14 protein-coding genes and 1 other RNA gene are annotated in these 15,390 nt (G+C 60.5%); 1 reads left to right on the plus strand and 14 read right to left on the minus strand.

What is annotated here, in order from left to right; genetic code table 11:
- Positions 1 to 75 precede the first annotated feature (75 nt).
- The 12 genes from ffs to AR306_RS06930 all read right to left on the minus strand — a co-directional run bounded on the left by ffs (position 76) and on the right by AR306_RS06930 (position 10,748).
- Positions 76 to 172, minus strand: an RNA gene (gene ffs / locus AR306_RS06875) — signal recognition particle sRNA small type.
- Between the two features lie 161 nt (positions 173 to 333).
- Positions 334 to 1,650 (minus strand): c-type cytochrome biogenesis protein CcmI, encoded by a 1,317-nt coding sequence (gene ccmI / locus AR306_RS06880; protein WP_101496822.1) that lies wholly within the window; start codon positions 1,648 to 1,650, stop codon positions 334 to 336.
- Positions 1,647 to 2,138 carry a cytochrome c-type biogenesis protein gene (locus AR306_RS06885; protein ID WP_101496823.1) on the minus strand — a complete coding sequence of 164 codons (492 nt, stop codon included), beginning with the start codon at positions 2,136 to 2,138 and terminating at the stop codon, positions 1,647 to 1,649. Before AR306_RS06885 ends, ccmI begins: the two co-directional genes overlap by 4 nt.
- The gene (locus AR306_RS06890) at positions 2,135 to 2,674 is read right to left on the minus strand and encodes a DsbE family thiol:disulfide interchange protein (protein WP_101496824.1); all 540 of its coding nucleotides are present in this window, start codon (positions 2,672 to 2,674) and stop codon (positions 2,135 to 2,137) included. Before AR306_RS06890 ends, AR306_RS06885 begins: the two co-directional genes overlap by 4 nt.
- On the minus strand, positions 2,667 to 4,643 hold the full coding sequence (locus AR306_RS06895; protein ID WP_240622518.1) for a heme lyase CcmF/NrfE family subunit: 1,977 nt from the start codon (positions 4,641 to 4,643) through the stop codon (positions 2,667 to 2,669). Before AR306_RS06895 ends, AR306_RS06890 begins: the two co-directional genes overlap by 8 nt.
- A gap of 14 nt (positions 4,644 to 4,657) precedes the next feature.
- The gene (ccmE, locus tag AR306_RS06900) at positions 4,658 to 5,122 is read right to left on the minus strand and encodes a cytochrome c maturation protein CcmE (protein WP_101496826.1); all 465 of its coding nucleotides are present in this window, start codon (positions 5,120 to 5,122) and stop codon (positions 4,658 to 4,660) included.
- Positions 5,106 to 5,309: a heme exporter protein CcmD gene (gene ccmD, locus AR306_RS06905; protein ID WP_101496827.1), complete on the minus strand. Its 204-nt coding sequence runs from the start codon at positions 5,307 to 5,309 to the stop codon at positions 5,106 to 5,108. Before ccmD ends, ccmE begins: the two co-directional genes overlap by 17 nt.
- The gene (locus AR306_RS06910) at positions 5,306 to 6,061 is read right to left on the minus strand and encodes a heme ABC transporter permease (protein ID WP_101496828.1); all 756 of its coding nucleotides are present in this window, start codon (positions 6,059 to 6,061) and stop codon (positions 5,306 to 5,308) included. Before AR306_RS06910 ends, ccmD begins: the two co-directional genes overlap by 4 nt.
- A gap of 36 nt (positions 6,062 to 6,097) precedes the next feature.
- Positions 6,098 to 6,769, minus strand: coding sequence for a heme exporter protein CcmB (gene ccmB / locus AR306_RS06915; RefSeq protein WP_101496829.1), 672 nt, complete (start codon positions 6,767 to 6,769; stop codon positions 6,098 to 6,100).
- Positions 6,766 to 7,404, minus strand: a complete 639-nt coding sequence (ccmA, locus tag AR306_RS06920; RefSeq protein ID WP_101496830.1) for a cytochrome c biogenesis heme-transporting ATPase CcmA — start codon at positions 7,402 to 7,404, stop codon at positions 6,766 to 6,768. Before ccmA ends, ccmB begins: the two co-directional genes overlap by 4 nt.
- A 218-nt stretch (positions 7,405 to 7,622) precedes the next feature.
- On the minus strand, positions 7,623 to 9,605 hold the full coding sequence (gene recD / locus AR306_RS06925; protein WP_101496831.1) for an exodeoxyribonuclease V subunit alpha: 1,983 nt from the start codon (positions 9,603 to 9,605) through the stop codon (positions 7,623 to 7,625).
- A gap of 138 nt (positions 9,606 to 9,743) precedes the next feature.
- On the minus strand, positions 9,744 to 10,748 hold the full coding sequence (locus AR306_RS06930) for an LLM class flavin-dependent oxidoreductase (RefSeq protein WP_101496832.1): 1,005 nt from the start codon (positions 10,746 to 10,748) through the stop codon (positions 9,744 to 9,746).
- A 238-nt stretch (positions 10,749 to 10,986) separates the two neighbouring features.
- Between AR306_RS06930 and AR306_RS06935 the strand changes: the two genes are divergently transcribed.
- Positions 10,987 to 12,345 (plus strand): MATE family efflux transporter, encoded by a 1,359-nt coding sequence (locus AR306_RS06935; protein ID WP_206167976.1) that lies wholly within the window; start codon positions 10,987 to 10,989, stop codon positions 12,343 to 12,345.
- A gap of 75 nt (positions 12,346 to 12,420) precedes the next feature.
- On the opposite strand, the gene thrS is transcribed toward AR306_RS06935, so the two are convergent.
- Positions 12,421 to 14,337 carry a threonine--tRNA ligase gene (gene thrS / locus AR306_RS06940; RefSeq protein ID WP_101496833.1) on the minus strand — a complete coding sequence of 639 codons (1,917 nt, stop codon included), beginning with the start codon at positions 14,335 to 14,337 and terminating at the stop codon, positions 12,421 to 12,423.
- Positions 14,338 to 14,678: 341 nt separating this feature from the next.
- A complete protein-coding gene (locus tag AR306_RS06945; protein WP_101496834.1) occupies positions 14,679 to 15,386 on the minus strand; it encodes an SPOR domain-containing protein in 708 nt (235 codons plus the stop codon).
- Between the last annotated feature and the right edge of the window lie 4 nt (positions 15,387 to 15,390).

Raw genomic sequence — 15,390 nt, forward strand, 5'->3', positions numbered from 1 at the left:
ACGCCTGCTTGTCCATGGAACGAGCCACGACACAGCAGCAGATGAGGCAATTTTGCCAGGCAGAAATGGAGGCGGCCCTGCCAGCCACACCCCGGCACACAATGTCACCGCTGCGGCTGCTCCCTTCCGGGCCTGACCGGGTTCACGGTTAATCGTTGCGAGGGGACCAACAGAGCCGCCATCGAGAACCGTCCGGAACCGGACGTGGCGGCCATTATACGGATTTCCCGGCTGATTGCAAGTCAAACGCCACGGCACCATAAAAAACAAACCCCGTACAGCCGGTAAACCGTACGGGGTTTTGCATTCACGGGATGGCGACCGCCCGAAAAATCAGCGTGCTCCCCGGGCGGGACGGTCAATGACCAGCTCCAGTGCCTTGCCGCTTTCCACCTCGGCAGCCAGGCTTGCGCTGACCCATTCAGGCTCGCTGGCATTGCCATCACTGGAAATGCTGGCCTGAACCTCAACACTGCCGGCTTTTGACAGCTGCAATTCGGTCATTACCGCATCAGCATCACTCAGCTCAATGGTTGCCGGCAAGCCGGCCACACTCAGACGCTGTGCGGCAATCGGAATCTGGCCAGACTCGGGCGAGCGGGCAAACACGAACACCGTGGCCGCCGGATCAACACTGGCCGCCAGCTCGTCGCTCAGGCTGATTTCCAGCAGAACACGGCCGGACTGGCTCAGGGCGCTCGGTTCGGGCAGCGGCGGCAATACCGGGCCGCGCACTGCCTGCGGGTTGTTCTCGCCAAATTCTTCAATCGCCTTTTCCGCACGCTCGACACCGGTCAGGACCGCCTGGGCGGAAGGGTCACGCGGATCCATGAAACCGAGCAGGCGGTTCCAGGAATCTCGCGCCACATTGAAGTTTCCGGTCTCGAAGCCGGCAATGCCGATCAGTCCCAGCGTAGTGGCATCCTGCGGATCGGCTTCAAGCACTTCCTCGACTGCCTGTTGCAACTCATCATTCCATTGGCTGTCATTGGCAAAGAACTGTGCCTGTACCCACTGCGCCAGAATTTCCGGCTGGCGGCCGGCGGCATCCATGGCGCGCGAATAGGCATGTGCGGCATCCGCCACACGCTGGTCATTCATGTAGCTGCGGCCGAGGAAGAACCAGACATCAGCGGCCTCAGGTTGCATGCGCACGATGTTTTCCAGGCGGGCAATCAGCTCGGACATGGCTTGTTCACGGGCCTGTGGTTCCTGAATGGCCGGAATGCGCGACATCAGTGCATCAACCGCCTGCTGCTCCTGCATCAAGGGGACCTGCTCCAGGGTCATGGCGACCTGGTCACCAGCCCCCCAGACCATGTACAGCCCGGCGCCGGCTACCGGCAGCAGCAAAGTTGCGATCAGCGGCAATGCAATGCCCAGCCGGGCCTTCTGTTGCGGCGCGCCCTGGGCGGTATCTTCCAGCAATTCGCGTTCGGCCTCCAGACGGCCCTCTTCGAACAGCTCCTTGCTCAGGGTGCCCTGGTCGAACTGTCCTTGCAGTTCGTTCAGGCGTTCCTGATACAGGGCCACGTTGAGTGCGGTGCGGTCTTCTTCAGCCTGGAGCTTGCGTACATTAAGCACCGGCCACAACATCAGCAGCATGGCGCTGACCAGCAGTACCAGGGCCAGTAACCAGAAAGTAATCATTTGTCTGCAGATTCCCGTGTTTGATTCAATAATTCGTTCAGGCGCTGCTGCTCATCGCCAGACAGCTGCTGACCGGCAGCATCGCTGTCACCACCCTTGCGACGGCGCACAATGATCAGCGCCAGCATCAGCATGCCCAGCCCCAGCAGGGTGAAAGGGCCATACCAGAGCACCAGGGTGCGCTTGTCCACCGGTGGTTTGTAGCGAACAAAATCGCCATAACGCTCGACCAGAAACTCGACAATCTGATCATCGCTCAGACCCTCTTCCGTCATCAGGCGATAGGTTTCCTCGCGCAAATCCAGCGAAATCGGCGCATCGGAGTCGGCAATGTTCTGGTTCTGGCACTTCGGGCAGCGCAGTTCTTCCGTCAGCTTGCGATAACGGTCACGCTCGGCCTGGGTATCAAACTCGTGAGTATCAATGGCAGCCAAAGCCGGAGCAGCCAGCCACAGGCCGCATACCAATGTCAGCAATGCTTTTTTCATGGTTTCAGCAACCCTTCATACACCGGAGCCATTTTTTCCTTCCATACCCAGTCGTCCACCGCCCCCACATACTTGAAGCGGATCACACCCTCGCTGTCGATAATGAACGTCTCGGGTGCGCCATAGACACCCAGATTCATGCCCAGTGCACCACGTGGATCACTAATATTGAGCACATAGGGATCTTTCAGGTCGTGCAGCCATTTTTTTGCCTTGGCTTCATCATCCTTGTAGTTGATGCCGTAAATCGGCACCCCGCTCGCGGCCAGCTTGTTGAAGTAGGCATGCTCGGCACGACACGTCGGGCACCAGGTAGCCCAGACGTTGACCAGTGCCGGCTTGCCAAGCAGATCCTTGCGGGTCAGCAATCGCTCAGGCTCGCCCAGCATCGGCTGCGAGAACTCCGGGAACGGCTTGTCAAGCAATGCTGAAGGCAGTTCGCGCGGGTCATTGTGCAAGCCGTAAATCGACATCCAGGCAAAACCGGCAACACCGGCCAGCACCGCCAGCACCGCCAGCAAGCGTCCTTTAGCCATTGTTTTTCTCCTGTCCGGTAGTCAGGGTGTCACGCACTTTTTGCCGGACACGGGAGCGGTAACGCGGATCCCATGCCGACAGGCAGGCACCCAGCGCCATCATCAGACCACCCAGCCAGATCCAGCGAACAAAAGGTTTGACCTGCAAGCGTACCGCCCAGGCGCCGTTTTCCAGCGGTTCACCCAGAGCCACATACAGGTCGCGGGTAAAGCCCGGATCGATGCCGGCCTCGGTCATGGGCATCTGCTGTACCACATACAGGCGTTTTTCAGGGTGCAATACACTAATTTCACGGCCGTTTTTCAGCGCACGTATCGTGCCCCGGTCTGAAATGTAGTTGGGCCCTTCGTGGTGTTCCGCACCTTCAAACACAAAGCTGTAAGCACCCAGCTGAACACTGTCGCCAATATTCATTTTCAGGTCTCGCTCGACGCTGTAATGGCTCGACAGCACCACGCCGATGGCACAGACCACCAGCCCCAGATGTCCCATCTGCATGCCCCAGTAGCTGCGCGTCATCATGCGCAAGCCACGGAAAAAGCCGCGATGACGGGTCTTGTCCAGCAAGTCACGCAAGCTGGACAGTACTACCCAGAAACTGAGGAAATACACCACCAGTACCGCACCGTTGAACTCGTCGGCCAGGAAGGTCAGCGCCAGACTGATTGCCGCACTGGCCAGCAGTACCGGCCCGACCATCTTCAGCAGCCAGTTGCCCGGCGTACTCTTCCAGCGCAGTACCACACCCACACCCAGTGCCAGCATCAGGGCACCAATCAGCGGGTTGAACAGGGCGTTGAAGTAAGGCGGGCCCACCGACAGTTTGGAGCCGGTCAGCGAATCGAGGATCAGCGGATACAGGGTGCCGATCAGGATCATCGCGGTCACCACCACCAGCACGATGTTGTTGATCAGCAGCAGGGTTTCCCGCGACCAGAAGCCGAAGCCGACCTTGCTCTTGACCGAAGGCGCACGCAGCACGAACAGTGTCAGCGAGGCACCCACAGTGACCAGCAGGAAGGCGAGGATGAACAGCCCGCGATCAGGATCGGAAGCAAAGGCATGCACCGAAGTCAGCACGCCGGAACGTACCAGGAAGGTACCCAGCAGACTGAGCGAGAAGGCGGCAATCGCCAGCAGTACGGTCCAGTTCTTGAACAGGCCGCGCTTTTCAGTAACGGCCAGCGAGTGGATCAGTGCGGTACCGACCAGCCACGGCATGAAAGAGGCGTTTTCGACCGGGTCCCAAAACCACCAGCCACCCCAGCCCAGCTCGTAATAGGCCCACCAGGAGCCGAGGGTGATGCCCACGCCGAGAAAGGCCCAGGCCACCAGCGTCCAGGGGCGTGACCAGCGGGCCCAGGCAGCATCCATCTTGCCGCCCAGCAAGGCGGCAATGGCAAAGGCAAAGGCCACGGAAAAGCCGACATAGCCCATGTACAACATGGGCGGATGCACCACCAGGCCAAAGTCCTGCAACAGCGGGTTGAGGTCACGGCCGTCGGCAGGAATGTTCGGCAGCATGCGCTCGAACGGGTTGGAAGTGACGATCAGGAACAGCAGAAAGCCGATGCTGACCATGCCCATCACCGACAGGACGCGAGCCAGCATTTCTTCCGGCAACTGGCGGGAGAAAATTGCCACGGCAAAAGACCAGCCTGCCAGGGTCAGCGCCCACAGCAGCAGGGAGCCCTCGTGGGCACCCCACACCGCGCTGATCTTGTAGTACCAGGGCAGCATGCTGTTGGAGTTGTTGGCGGCATAGGCCACGCTGAAGTCATCGATGACAAACGACCAAGTCAGGGCCAGAAACGAAAGCAGCAAGAAGACGAACTGCCCCCAGGCCGCCGGCTGGCCGAGGCTCATCCAGTGATGATCACCCTTCCAGGCACCCACCATGGGAAAAAACGCCTGCACGACGGCAAAGCACAAAGCCAGGATCATGGCCAGATGCCCGAGCTCGGGCATAAACAGGATCAAACTCATTTCTTGCTTTCCTGTGTCGCTTCGTAGTGCTTGAGCATGCCGGTTTTTTCCAGCGCATCACTCACTTCGGGCGGCATGTAGTTTTCATCGTGCTTGGCCAGAACCTCGTCCGACACCAGCACACCCTGCGCGTTGAGGCGGCCCAGTGCAACGATGCCCTGCCCTTCGCGGAACAGGTCGGGCAGGATGCCCCGGTACTCGATGGTGACATCGGCATCGCCGTCAGTGACGACAAAACGCACGGTCAGGGCGTCTTCGTTGCGTTGCACCGAGCCTTCCTTGACCAGACCACCAGCACGGATGCGGGCGTCGGCCGGAACCTTGCCGGCGGCAATCTCGGTGGGCGTATAGAACAGGTTGATGTTCTCGCTCAGGGCAAACACCGCCAACCCTACGGTAGCGGCCATCCCTGACAGAATCGCCAAGATGATTATCAGGCGTTTTTTACGAACCGGATTCATTTTGTGCCTCCCAACGCAAACGTCGAATTTCCTGGTTTAGATATTTTTTCCGCGCCAGCCATGGCAGGGCCACATTCAGGAGCATGATCGCCAGAGTCACGCCAAAGCACAGCCAGACATAGAAGCCGTGCTTGCCCATGGCCAGAAACTCGGCAAACGAATTGAATGCAAAGATCGAGTCGGTCATTTTTTCCTGCCTGTCAGTCGCGTCACTTCGGCCCGTACCCAGCTGGTACGCGATTCACGACGCAGAATTTCCAAACGCATGCGCATCAGCAGCACAACCGTGTAAAAACAGTAGAAGCCCAGCACCATCAGCAGCAACGGCACCCACATCGAGGCCGGCATTGCCGGTTTTTCGGTCAGGGTGAAGCTGGCCGGCTGGTGCAGCGTGTTCCACCACTCTACCGAATACTTAATGATTGGAATATTAATGACACCCACAACCGCCAATACGGCACAGGCGCGTGCCGCGCTGTCACGGTTGCTGATCGCCTGTCCCAGCGCAATCACGCCAAAATACAGGAACAGCAGAATCAGCATCGCGGTGAGGCGGGCATCCCACACCCAGTACGCGCCCCAGGTCGGCTTGCCCCAGATCGCGCCGGTCAGCAGGGAGACAAAGGCCATCCAGGCACCAATGGGTGCCGACTGCTGCAGTGCCACATCGGCGATCTTCATTTTCCACACCAGCCCGACCACACCACAGATGGCCATCGAGATGTAGATCGACTGCGCCAGGAACGAGGCCGGCACATGGATGTACATGATGCGGAAGCTGTTGCCCTGCTGGTAATCCGCCGGCGCAATCGCCAGGCCCCAGACCAAGCCCGCGCAGACCAGCAGCACAGTGGCTGCGATCAGCAACGGCAGCCAGCGTCCGCTAATGCCATAAAACCATTTGGGCGAGCCCAGACGGTGAAACCATGTCCAGTTCATGCAGTTATCCGCTTCTTGTCAAACACAATCCGATACCTACTCGCCAACACTGATCTTGATGCCGGCGGCAATGGCCAGCGGCGTCAGGGTGATGGCCAGTGTCAGCATGCTGCCCATCCACAACAGGTAGCCTGCTGTCGGCAGCCCCTGCAATGCAGCCTGCAGCACCCCGCTGCCCAAAATGAGCACGGGAATATATAGAGGTAAAATGAGCAAAGTCAACAAAATGCCACCACGCTTGAGCCCGACGGTCAGTGCCGCACCCACCGCGCCCAGCAGGCTGAGAATGGGTGTACCCAGCAGCAATGAAGCCAGCAGTACCGGAATGCGGTCGGCCGGCAACCCCAGCATCAGCGCCAGCACCGGCGACAACAGCACCAGCGGCAAGCCGGAGAACAGCCAGTGTGCCAGCACCTTGGCCAGAACCAGTACACCCAGCGGGTGCGGCGAAACGACCCACTGCTCCAGCGAACCGTCCTCAAAATCGCTGCGAAACAGTCCGTCCAGCGACAGCAGCACCGCCAGCAGTGCGGCAACCCACACCAGACCCGGCGACAGCGTGCGCAGCAGCTGGGTTTCCGGACCAACCGCCAGCGGAAACAGGCAAATCACGATGGCAAAAAACACCAGCGGATTGACCAGTTCGCCGGGACGCCGGAACATCAGGCGGGCTTCACGCACCAGCAACAAGAAAAACACCCGGTTCATGCGCTTTGCTGCCCCAGTTCCAGTTCGAAGAAATTGGCCGGACGCTGTTGCAGCTCGTGGTGAGTGGTAAAGATCACCATGCCGCCCCGCTCGCAATGTGCGGCCAGATGCCCTTCCAGCTGGGCAACGGCTTTCTTGTCCAGCGCGGTGAAGGGTTCGTCGAGAATCCACAGGGCGGGTGCCTGCGGCAGATGCAAACGGGCCAGTCCGACCCGGCGCTGCTGTCCCGCCGACAGGGTGTGACAGGGAACATCTTCAAAACCCTTCAGCCCCACCGCTTCCAGCGCTTGCGCGATGGCATCGGTCGAAGCGCCATATTGCAGCGCAGTCAGCCAGGCAAGGTTTTCTTCGGGTGTCAGCAAACCCTTGATACCGGCGGCATGGCCGATCCACAGGCTGTGCCGTGCCAGCTCGTGCCGCTGGCGACCCAGTGGAGTACCCTGATAGAGAATTTCGCCTTCGGTCGGCTGCATCAGGCCGGCCAGCAGTCGCAGCAGGCTGGTCTTGCCGCTGCCGTTGGGGCCGGATACCTGCAGCATCTGCCCGCGGCGCAGCTGCAAATCCAGTTCGCTAAACAGCACACGCCAGTCTCGTTCGCAGGTCAGCCCGCGGGTTTGCAAAAAAACATCGGTCACACAGTGGCCTTATTCAGTAAAACCCGGCGTAACCGGCCAGCAGCCGATCACACTTGAAATATGTGTCGATTATACACAGACAACAGCAGACTGAGGAAACCCGTCGCACAAACAGGCTGCTCAAATCAAGAAAATACCAGCACCACGGACTTATCGGCAATTGTGTGTTCTGGATCAATACTGCACTCAAACACGCCCGGCTCTCGGCAGCGCGACCCTCAAGCCCCCTGAGCATCTCTCGCACAGGACTCGATGGCCTCGCGCAGCCCGCTGTGACGCTCCACCTGCCGGCCAATGGCCTGTTCCAGCACACCGGTCACCGGCGTCAGCAACGACAACTGCCGGCGTGCCCGGGTAATGCCGGTATACAGCAGCTCCTTGGTCAGGACCGGACTGAAGGCGTCCGGCAGCACCAGCGCGCAATGATCAAACTCAGAGCCCTGGGACTTGTGCACCGTCATCGCAAACACGGTTTCCACCGCCGTCAGCCGGCTGGGCAGCACCAGTCGCACGCCGCCACTGCCGTCATTGCGCGGAAATACCACCCGTAACACCGTCTCATCGGCCTCGATGACCTGCACGGCAATACCGATATCGCCGTTCATCAGCCCCAGCGCATAGTCGTTGCGCGTGACCATCACCGGCCGTCCCGGATACCAGGGGCTGTCGGCAGGCACATTCAGCACATCTGCCAGGTTCTGCGCAGCCAGCCGGTTCAGACCCTCGACACCCCAGTCGCCCCGGCGCAGGGCACACAGCAGGCGAAAGCCGTCAAACGCCTGCAACAGTGCTCCCGCCCATGCCATGAAACCCTCATCCGTGGCCACGCAGCCGGGTTGCCGGCCCAGCAGCTCAAGATAGGGGGCAAAACCGTTGCGGATCAGCTCCGGCAGCACGCCGCGCACGGCTCTGGGCCAGTGTACATCCGGCAGCGGCTGACTCAGCAGCGCCAGCGTACCGGCGACATCCATGGCATTGACTGCCGCCGCCAGCCGTCCAACCCCCGAATCTCCGGCAAAGCGGCGGGAATGGCGCAACATGACGGTACGCTGCTCCAGCGGGTTTGCCTGCACGCCCCCCTGTTGCAGTCCGGTCAGGTCTGCCGGGGCAGCGCCCGCCTGTTCCAGGCGTGCCAGCGTTTCCGGCGCATAATGGCCGCCAGCCGCTTGCAGGCACAGCTCGCCCAGCACCGAACCGGCCTCCACTGAAGCCAGCTGGTCCTTGTCACCCAACAGAATCAGACGGGCATGGGCCGGCAGCGCCTGCAACAGGTTATCCATCATTTCCAGATCGATCATTGAGGCCTCATCCACCACCAGCACGTCAAGCAGCAGCGGATTGCCGGCGTGGTGACGGAAACGGCGGGTATCCGGCAGGCTGCCCAGCAGCCGGTGCAGCGTACCGACCTGCTCGGGAATCTGCTTGCGCACCGCCTCACCGACCGGTAGCGCGGCAATCTGGCCGGCAATCGACTCGCTCAATCGCGCCGCCGCCTTGCCGGTCGGGGCTGCCAGCCGGATATGCAGCGGTGCCCGCCCCTGCTCCAGCGCCTGCTGCTGTAACAATGCCAGCAAGCGCACCACTGTAGTGGTCTTGCCTGTACCGGGGCCGCCGGTAATCAGGGTGAAACCGCCCAGTGCCGCCATGGCGCAAGCGATCTTCTGCCAGTCATTGCCGGCGCCCTGCGCCGGAAACAGCTGTTGCAGCTGTTCGGCAAAGCCCGCATCCGGTTGCATGTCCTGCCGCAAGCGCCCGGCCACCTGCTGCGCCACTCCCGCCTCGTGTTGCCACATGCGGTACAGATACAGCCGCCGGTTCTGCAGCACCAGCGGGGCCTTTTGGGTGTACGGAGACAGCGTAACCAGCGGGCTGTGCTGCAGCAGCTCCAGCCACTGCGCCAGTGAACGCCGCACCCACCAATCCACCGGCCCGGGCTGCCCATGCGATTCGCCAAGCATGGTCAGCTCGTGGCGCAGCAGCTCCAGCCGCAGGCATACATGCCCGTCCTGCAGCTGGCGACTGAGCAGAGCCGCCAGGGTAGCGACAGCATGCTCGCCGGGTGCCAGCTGCAGGCAGAAATCCGCCAGTGCATAATCCAGCGGCCGGATCAGGCCTGCCTGCAGCCAGGCCTGCACAGCATCCGGGCCATCGACGTCGGCCACAGCCGGACGCTCCAGTTCAGTCCAGAAATCCAGTTGCATCGCCTGTGCTCCCTTTTGTTGACCCGATATTCATTGAGTGTCACCTGTTCGTGCCGGCAAGAAATTTCCACCCGCCACGTCGCACAGCTCCGGTATAGCGCAAAATTCCTGTTCTGCAGATGCGGGGACAATGCCCGGCTAGCCCGCTTTAAGCTCGGCCAGCAAACTCAACGCCCGCAGCCTGTGCTCAAGCTCGTACAGATCACAGGTGAAGATCAGCTCGTCAGCCCCGGTATGTTCCAGCAATACCTGTAAGCGCTGACGGGCCGTTTCCGGGCTGCCAATCACCGCCATCGACAGGAAGTCCAACACACCCCGTTCCTCGCTGGCACTCCACAATCCGTCCATGGACCTGACTGGCGGCCGCATCAGCATGCTGTGTCCACGAAACAGGGCGAGAATGCGCTGGTAGGTGGTCGTGGCAAGATAGCCCGCCTCCTCATCGGTCGGCGCCAGCACCAGCGGTACACCGAGCATCACGCAAGGCTGGTCGAGCCGGGCTGAAGGCTTGAAGTGACTGCGATACAGCTCGATCGCCGGCATCATCATGCGCGGCGCAAAGTGTGAGGCAAACGAGTACGGCAAGCCCAGTTCGGCGGCCAGCTGCGCACTGAACAGGCTGGAGCCGAGCAGCCAGACGGGCACATTGCTGTCCATGCCCGGCATGGCGACAATCGTCTGCCCCGGCGTGCGTGGCCCCAGCAGTCGCTGCAACTCCCGTACGTCATCCGGAAAGCTGTCAGCATTGATGTCCAGGTTACGGCGCAGCGCCCGCATGGTGGCCTGATCGCTGCCCGGCGCCCGCCCCAACCCAAGGTCAATACGCCCTGGATACAGGCTGGCCAACGTACCGATCTGCTCGGCCACTACCAGTGGTGCATGGTTTGGCAGCATGATGCCGCCCGAACCGATCCGGATACGCGACGTACCACCAGCCAGATAGCCCATCAGGACACTGGTGGCCGAGCTGGCAATGGCATCCATGTTGTGATGCTCTGCCACCCAGAAACGGGTAAAGCCCAGCGCCTCGACGTGCCGTGCGGTGTCCAGGGCGCGTTCCAGTGCGGCAGCCGGTCCCGCATCAACATCCCTCATGGATGCCAGCTCCAGCATGGAAAAATCGACACCATCAAACTGACTCATCATGCTCCTCCAGAAAATCAGCAAGCCTGCAACATGGCTAACCCTTGTCATTTAATACAGGAAGCAGCCTGTCTGGCAAATCGGCAACACCCCCACTCTTGAATCCTTTTTGGCAAACAGGGAATATTTTCTTCTGCATCAGGGTATTAGGCATACAAAAACCCTCCCGCCCCCCGGTTCACTGCTCCCGCCTCCGGTTGTGTTAGGATTGCCAGCTTTCACAGCTGACATTTGCCACATGCCGAACCCCGCTTCCGTTTCCAGTACCCGGTCTGATGGCATCAGCCTGGGTCGCCGCCTGTTTTCCATGACCTGGCCCATGCTGGCCGGCGTCGTCGCCCTGATGAGTTTTCAGCTGGCCGACAGCGTATTCATCGGCATGCTGGGTACCGCCCCACTGGCGGCGATGGGCTTCACCATGCCGGTCAACCAGCTGATGATCGGGGTCCAGATCGGTACCGGCATTGCCGCCACAGCGCTGATTTCCCGCTCGATCGGTGCGGGCAATACCGATTATGCCCGGCGGCTGTCAACACTGGTGCTGATGACGGGTAGCGGCCTTATGGGTGTGCTGGCGCTGGCCGTGTTTTTTCTCAAGCAGCCAATCCTGCAGGCCCTGGGTGCCAGCGCAGAGTTGTTTCCCCATACCGACAGCTACTGGCTGCCATGGCTGATCAGCTCGTGGAGCCATGCCTTCCTGTACTTCGGCAACAGCCTGTGCCGCGCTCACGGCAACACGCGCCTGCCCGGGCTGGTCATGGTCGCTACCAGCCTGCTCAATATCGTTCTTGATCCTCTGTTCATCTTCATCCTTGGCTGGGGTTTGCCCGGCGCTGCGCTGGCGACCACTGTCTCCTGCGCCATCGGCAGTGCCATCATTTTTTCACGCGTCTTCAGGCATCGCTGGCTGGCCTTTGATCTTCGCCAGCTTGAAATCCGGCGGGCACTGGCCAGTGTGGCCACCATCAGCTTGCCAGCAATGCTCAGCCAGCTGATGCCGGGCATGGCCGCCCTGCTGGCAACCCGTATCGTGGCCTCTTTCGGTGCCACGGCCATTGCCGCCTGGGCGCTGGGCACCCGGCTGGAAACCTTTTCCATCGTGATCATCCTGGCCCTGACCATGTCCATGCCGCCAATGCTGGGCCGGATGCTGGGCGCCCGCGACCTGACCCAGGTCCATAAGCTGATCTGGCTGGCGGTGCGTTTCATTCTGGTGCTGCAAGCGGTTATCGCCCTGTTCTGGCTGCTGATACGCCCCCTGATGGTCGGTCTGGTCGCACCTGAGGCAGCCACGGCAAGCTATCTGAGCAGCTACATGCTGATTGTACCCATCAGTTACAGCATGCTCGGGGTGTGCATCCTGCTGGTTTCCAGCTGCAATGCGCTCGGTATGCCGCTACGGGCGGTAATGATTTCGATGATCCGGCTGTTTGCCTGCTACCTGCCCTGTGTCGCTACCGGTGCTTGGCTGGGCGGCATGACAGGGCTGTATCTGGGTGTGCTGTGTGGCAACAGCATCGCCGGCCTGCTGGCCTGGTTGCTGTATCGGCGCGGCTTCGCCAGGCTGAAACGGGACTTCGCTGCCGCCGCACAATGATGACAGTTGTGAACCAACCTGCTGGCACAAAAAAGCCCTGCAGCTCAGACTGCAGGGCTTTTTCCCGGGGCGCTATCAGTCCAGCCGGCCGCGCCTGGCAATGGCCGCATCCAGCGTCGCCACAAACTCGTCCAGGCTGATGGAGCCAAGATCCTGGCCGCAGCGGGTACGTACCGCCACCTTGTTGTTTTCCACTTCCTTGTCGCCCACCACCAGCAGGTAGGGAACTTTCTGCAGGGTATGCTCGCGGATCTTGAAGCCGATCTTCTCGTTGCGCAAGTCGGTCTTGACCCGGTAACCGCGCTCTTGCAGGGTCTTCTGCACGTCACGCACGAAATCGCTCTGCTTTTCGCTGATGTTCATCACCACCGCCTGTACCGGTGCCAGCCAGGCGGGGAATGCACCCTCGTAGTGCTCGATCAAGATGCCGATGAAGCGCTCGAACGAGCCCAGAATGGCGCGGTGCAGCATCACCGGATGGGCACGGCTGTTGTCTTCGGTCACAAACTCGGCACCCAGACGCACCGGCAGGTTGAAGTCCAGCTGCAATGTACCACACTGCCAGACCCGGCCCAGGCTGTCACGCAGCGAGAACTCGATCTTCGGACCATAGAAGGCGCCCTCACCCGGCTGCAGTTCATAGGCCAGGCCGGCTTCTTTCAGGGCTTCTTCCAGCGCCTTTTCCGCACGATCCCACTGGTCATCAGAACCAATGCGCTGTTCCGGGCGGGTGGACAGCTTCAGCTCGATGTCATCAAAGCCGAAGTCACGGTACACCTGCCGGGTCAGCCTGATGAAAGCCGCCGATTCAGCCTGCATCTGCTCTTCGGTACAGAAGATATGAGCATCATCCTGGGTAAAGCCACGCACCCGCATGATGCCGTGTAGCGCTCCGGACGGCTCGTTGCGGTGGCAGGAGCCGAACTCGGCCAGACGCAATGGCAGCTCGCGGTAACTCTTCAGGCCCTGGTTGTACACCTGCACGTGGCACGGGCAGTTCATCGGCTTGATCGCGTAGTCACGGGCCTCGGATTCGGTGACGAACATGTTGTCCGCATAGTTGGTCCAGTGACCGGACTTTTCCCACAGGATACGGTCGACGATCTGCGGCGTACGAATTTCCTGGTAGCCGTTGTCGTTCTGCACCTTGCGCATGTACTGCTCCAGCACCTGATACAGGGTCCAGCCCTTCGGATGCCAGAACACCATGCCGGCGGCCTCTTCCTGGGTGTGGAACAGGTCCAGACGCTTGCCCAGCTTGCGGTGGTCACGCTTCTCGGCTTCCTCGATGCGCTTGATGTATTCGGCCAGCTGCTTCTTGTCAGCCCAGGCGGTACCGTAGATGCGCTGCAGCTGCTCATTCTTGGAGTCGCCACGCCAGTAGGCACCGGAGAAACGGGTCAGCTTGAAATGCTTGAGAAAACGGGTGTTGGGCACGTGCGGACCACGGCACATGTCCACATATTCCTGGTGATAGTACAGGCCCATTTCGGTTTCTTCGGGCATGTCGTCGATCAGGCGCAGCTTGTAGTCCTCGCCACGCTCGGTGAAGGTCTTGATCACCTCGGCACGCGGAGTCAGCTTCTTGATGACGTCGTAATCCTGGGCAATCAGCTCGCGCATGCGCTTGTCGATGGCTTCCAGGTCTTCCGGGGTGAAGGGGCGTTCACTGTAGACGTCGTAATAGAAGCCTTCCTCGATCACCGGACCGATCACCATCTTGGTATCAGGATACAGCTGCTTGATGGCATGGCCGATCAGGTGCGCACAGGAGTGGCGAATGATTTCCAGTCCTTCCTGATCCTTGGGGGTAATGATCTGCAGTTCGGCATCATCGGTGATCAGGTCACAGGCATCCAGCAAGCGGCCATTGACGCGACCGGCAACCGTGGCCTTGGCCAGACCGGCACCGATCGACTCGGCAACCTGCATGATGGATACGGGATGATCGAAACTGCGCTGACTTCCGTCAGGAAGGGTAATAACGGGCATTGGCGCCTCCTCTCCTAGTGGTGACCCCTACCAAAGGTCACATGGGTTGGGATGAGCCAGCAAGATCGGCCTGCGGGTCACCTGCCTTACAGTGGCAGACGGGACCAGCCCTGACGTGACAGGCCGGAGTTACTGGAATGCAGCACGGCAACGGCTGCAAAGACAAATCAAAAAGGCCGCGCGGTGCGGCCTGACAGGGATTATCCGTTTTCTGCACCCATTGTCAAGAAAAACAACAGCCTGGCAAGCAGGTACAACTTTACGCCAGAACTTTGACATAGCCACTCCAGCAGACAACAGCAATCATCTGCCGGCGTCTGCTGACGGATATTTCAGGACAATCAGGGTTGATAGCGCACCACGAAGCAATCCTGCTTGTCGCGGGACTTGAGCTGTTTGCACATGGCAACCGCCTCGGCTTCACGAATTAGCGGACCGATCAGCACCTTGTGCATGCCATCGGCGCTGCGCACATAGGCGGTGTAGTGCTTGGCGCGATAGGCATCACGCAATCTCTCGGCGTTTTCCAGGCTGCCCAGGCTCGCCAGCTGGATCGACCAGGAAACCGGCAGATTATTACGGTCGATGCCCGGCGCCGCGACCGGCTTGCGTGCGGGTGTCTCTGCCGGCTTCGGTGGTGTGGTCGTCTGCGCGGGCTTGGCCGGCTGAGCCGGTGGCGACACCGGTTTGTCAACCGGCGGCGGTGTCACTGGCTGTACTTCTGCCACCGGTGGCTGCGGCTGCTCCGGGGCCGGTTGTACCGGCGGCGTGTCCGGCGTGGTTTCAATCAATACAAACTCCGGCTCGGCTTCGACCACAGGCTCATACACAGCATCCTGTTCCGGCTCGGGTTCAGGGAGCCGGACCGGCTGGACCTGAACATCCGGCACAGGAGGAATGGCCGGCGGCGGCGGGGTATGCACTTCAACCCGGGGCAACGGGTGTTCATCCTTGCTGGAAAACAGCATCGGCAGAAAAATGATCGCCAGCGCAACCAGCACCAGCGCACCAACGATGCGTTGCTTGAATTTATTGTCAGTTTCACTCATTTGC

Origin of the sequence: Thiopseudomonas denitrificans (assembly GCF_002866065.1) — a bacterium.
Taxonomy (GTDB): Bacteria; Pseudomonadota; Gammaproteobacteria; order Pseudomonadales; family Pseudomonadaceae; genus Thiopseudomonas; species Thiopseudomonas denitrificans.

Bases quoted from the DNA above. Each gene is read 5' to 3' on its own strand.
- ccmI (WP_101496822.1), bottom strand. From the start codon at position 1,650: ATGATTACTTTCTGGTTACTGGCCCTGGTACTGCTGGTCAGCGCCATG.
- AR306_RS06885 (WP_101496823.1), bottom strand. From the start codon at position 2,138: ATGAAAAAAGCATTGCTGACATTGGTATGCGGCCTGTGGCTGGCTGCT.
- AR306_RS06890 (WP_101496824.1), bottom strand. From the start codon at position 2,674: ATGGCTAAAGGACGCTTGCTGGCGGTGCTGGCGGTGCTGGCCGGTGTT.
- AR306_RS06895 (WP_240622518.1), bottom strand. From the start codon at position 4,643: ATGCCCGAGCTCGGGCATCTGGCCATGATCCTGGCTTTGTGCTTTGCC.
- ccmE (WP_101496826.1), bottom strand. From the start codon at position 5,122: ATGAATCCGGTTCGTAAAAAACGCCTGATAATCATCTTGGCGATTCTG.
- ccmD (WP_101496827.1), bottom strand. From the start codon at position 5,309: ATGACCGACTCGATCTTTGCATTCAATTCGTTTGCCGAGTTTCTGGCC.
- AR306_RS06910 (WP_101496828.1), bottom strand. From the start codon at position 6,061: ATGAACTGGACATGGTTTCACCGTCTGGGCTCGCCCAAATGGTTTTAT.
- ccmB (WP_101496829.1), bottom strand. From the start codon at position 6,769: ATGAACCGGGTGTTTTTCTTGTTGCTGGTGCGTGAAGCCCGCCTGATG.
- recD (WP_101496831.1), bottom strand. From the start codon at position 9,605: ATGCAACTGGATTTCTGGACTGAACTGGAGCGTCCGGCTGTGGCCGAC.
- AR306_RS06930 (WP_101496832.1), bottom strand. From the start codon at position 10,748: ATGAGTCAGTTTGATGGTGTCGATTTTTCCATGCTGGAGCTGGCATCC.
- AR306_RS06935 (WP_206167976.1), top strand. From the start codon at position 10,987: ATGCCGAACCCCGCTTCCGTTTCCAGTACCCGGTCTGATGGCATCAGC.
- thrS (WP_101496833.1), bottom strand. From the start codon at position 14,337: ATGCCCGTTATTACCCTTCCTGACGGAAGTCAGCGCAGTTTCGATCAT.
- AR306_RS06945 (WP_101496834.1), bottom strand. From the start codon at position 15,386: ATGAGTGAAACTGACAATAAATTCAAGCAACGCATCGTTGGTGCGCTG.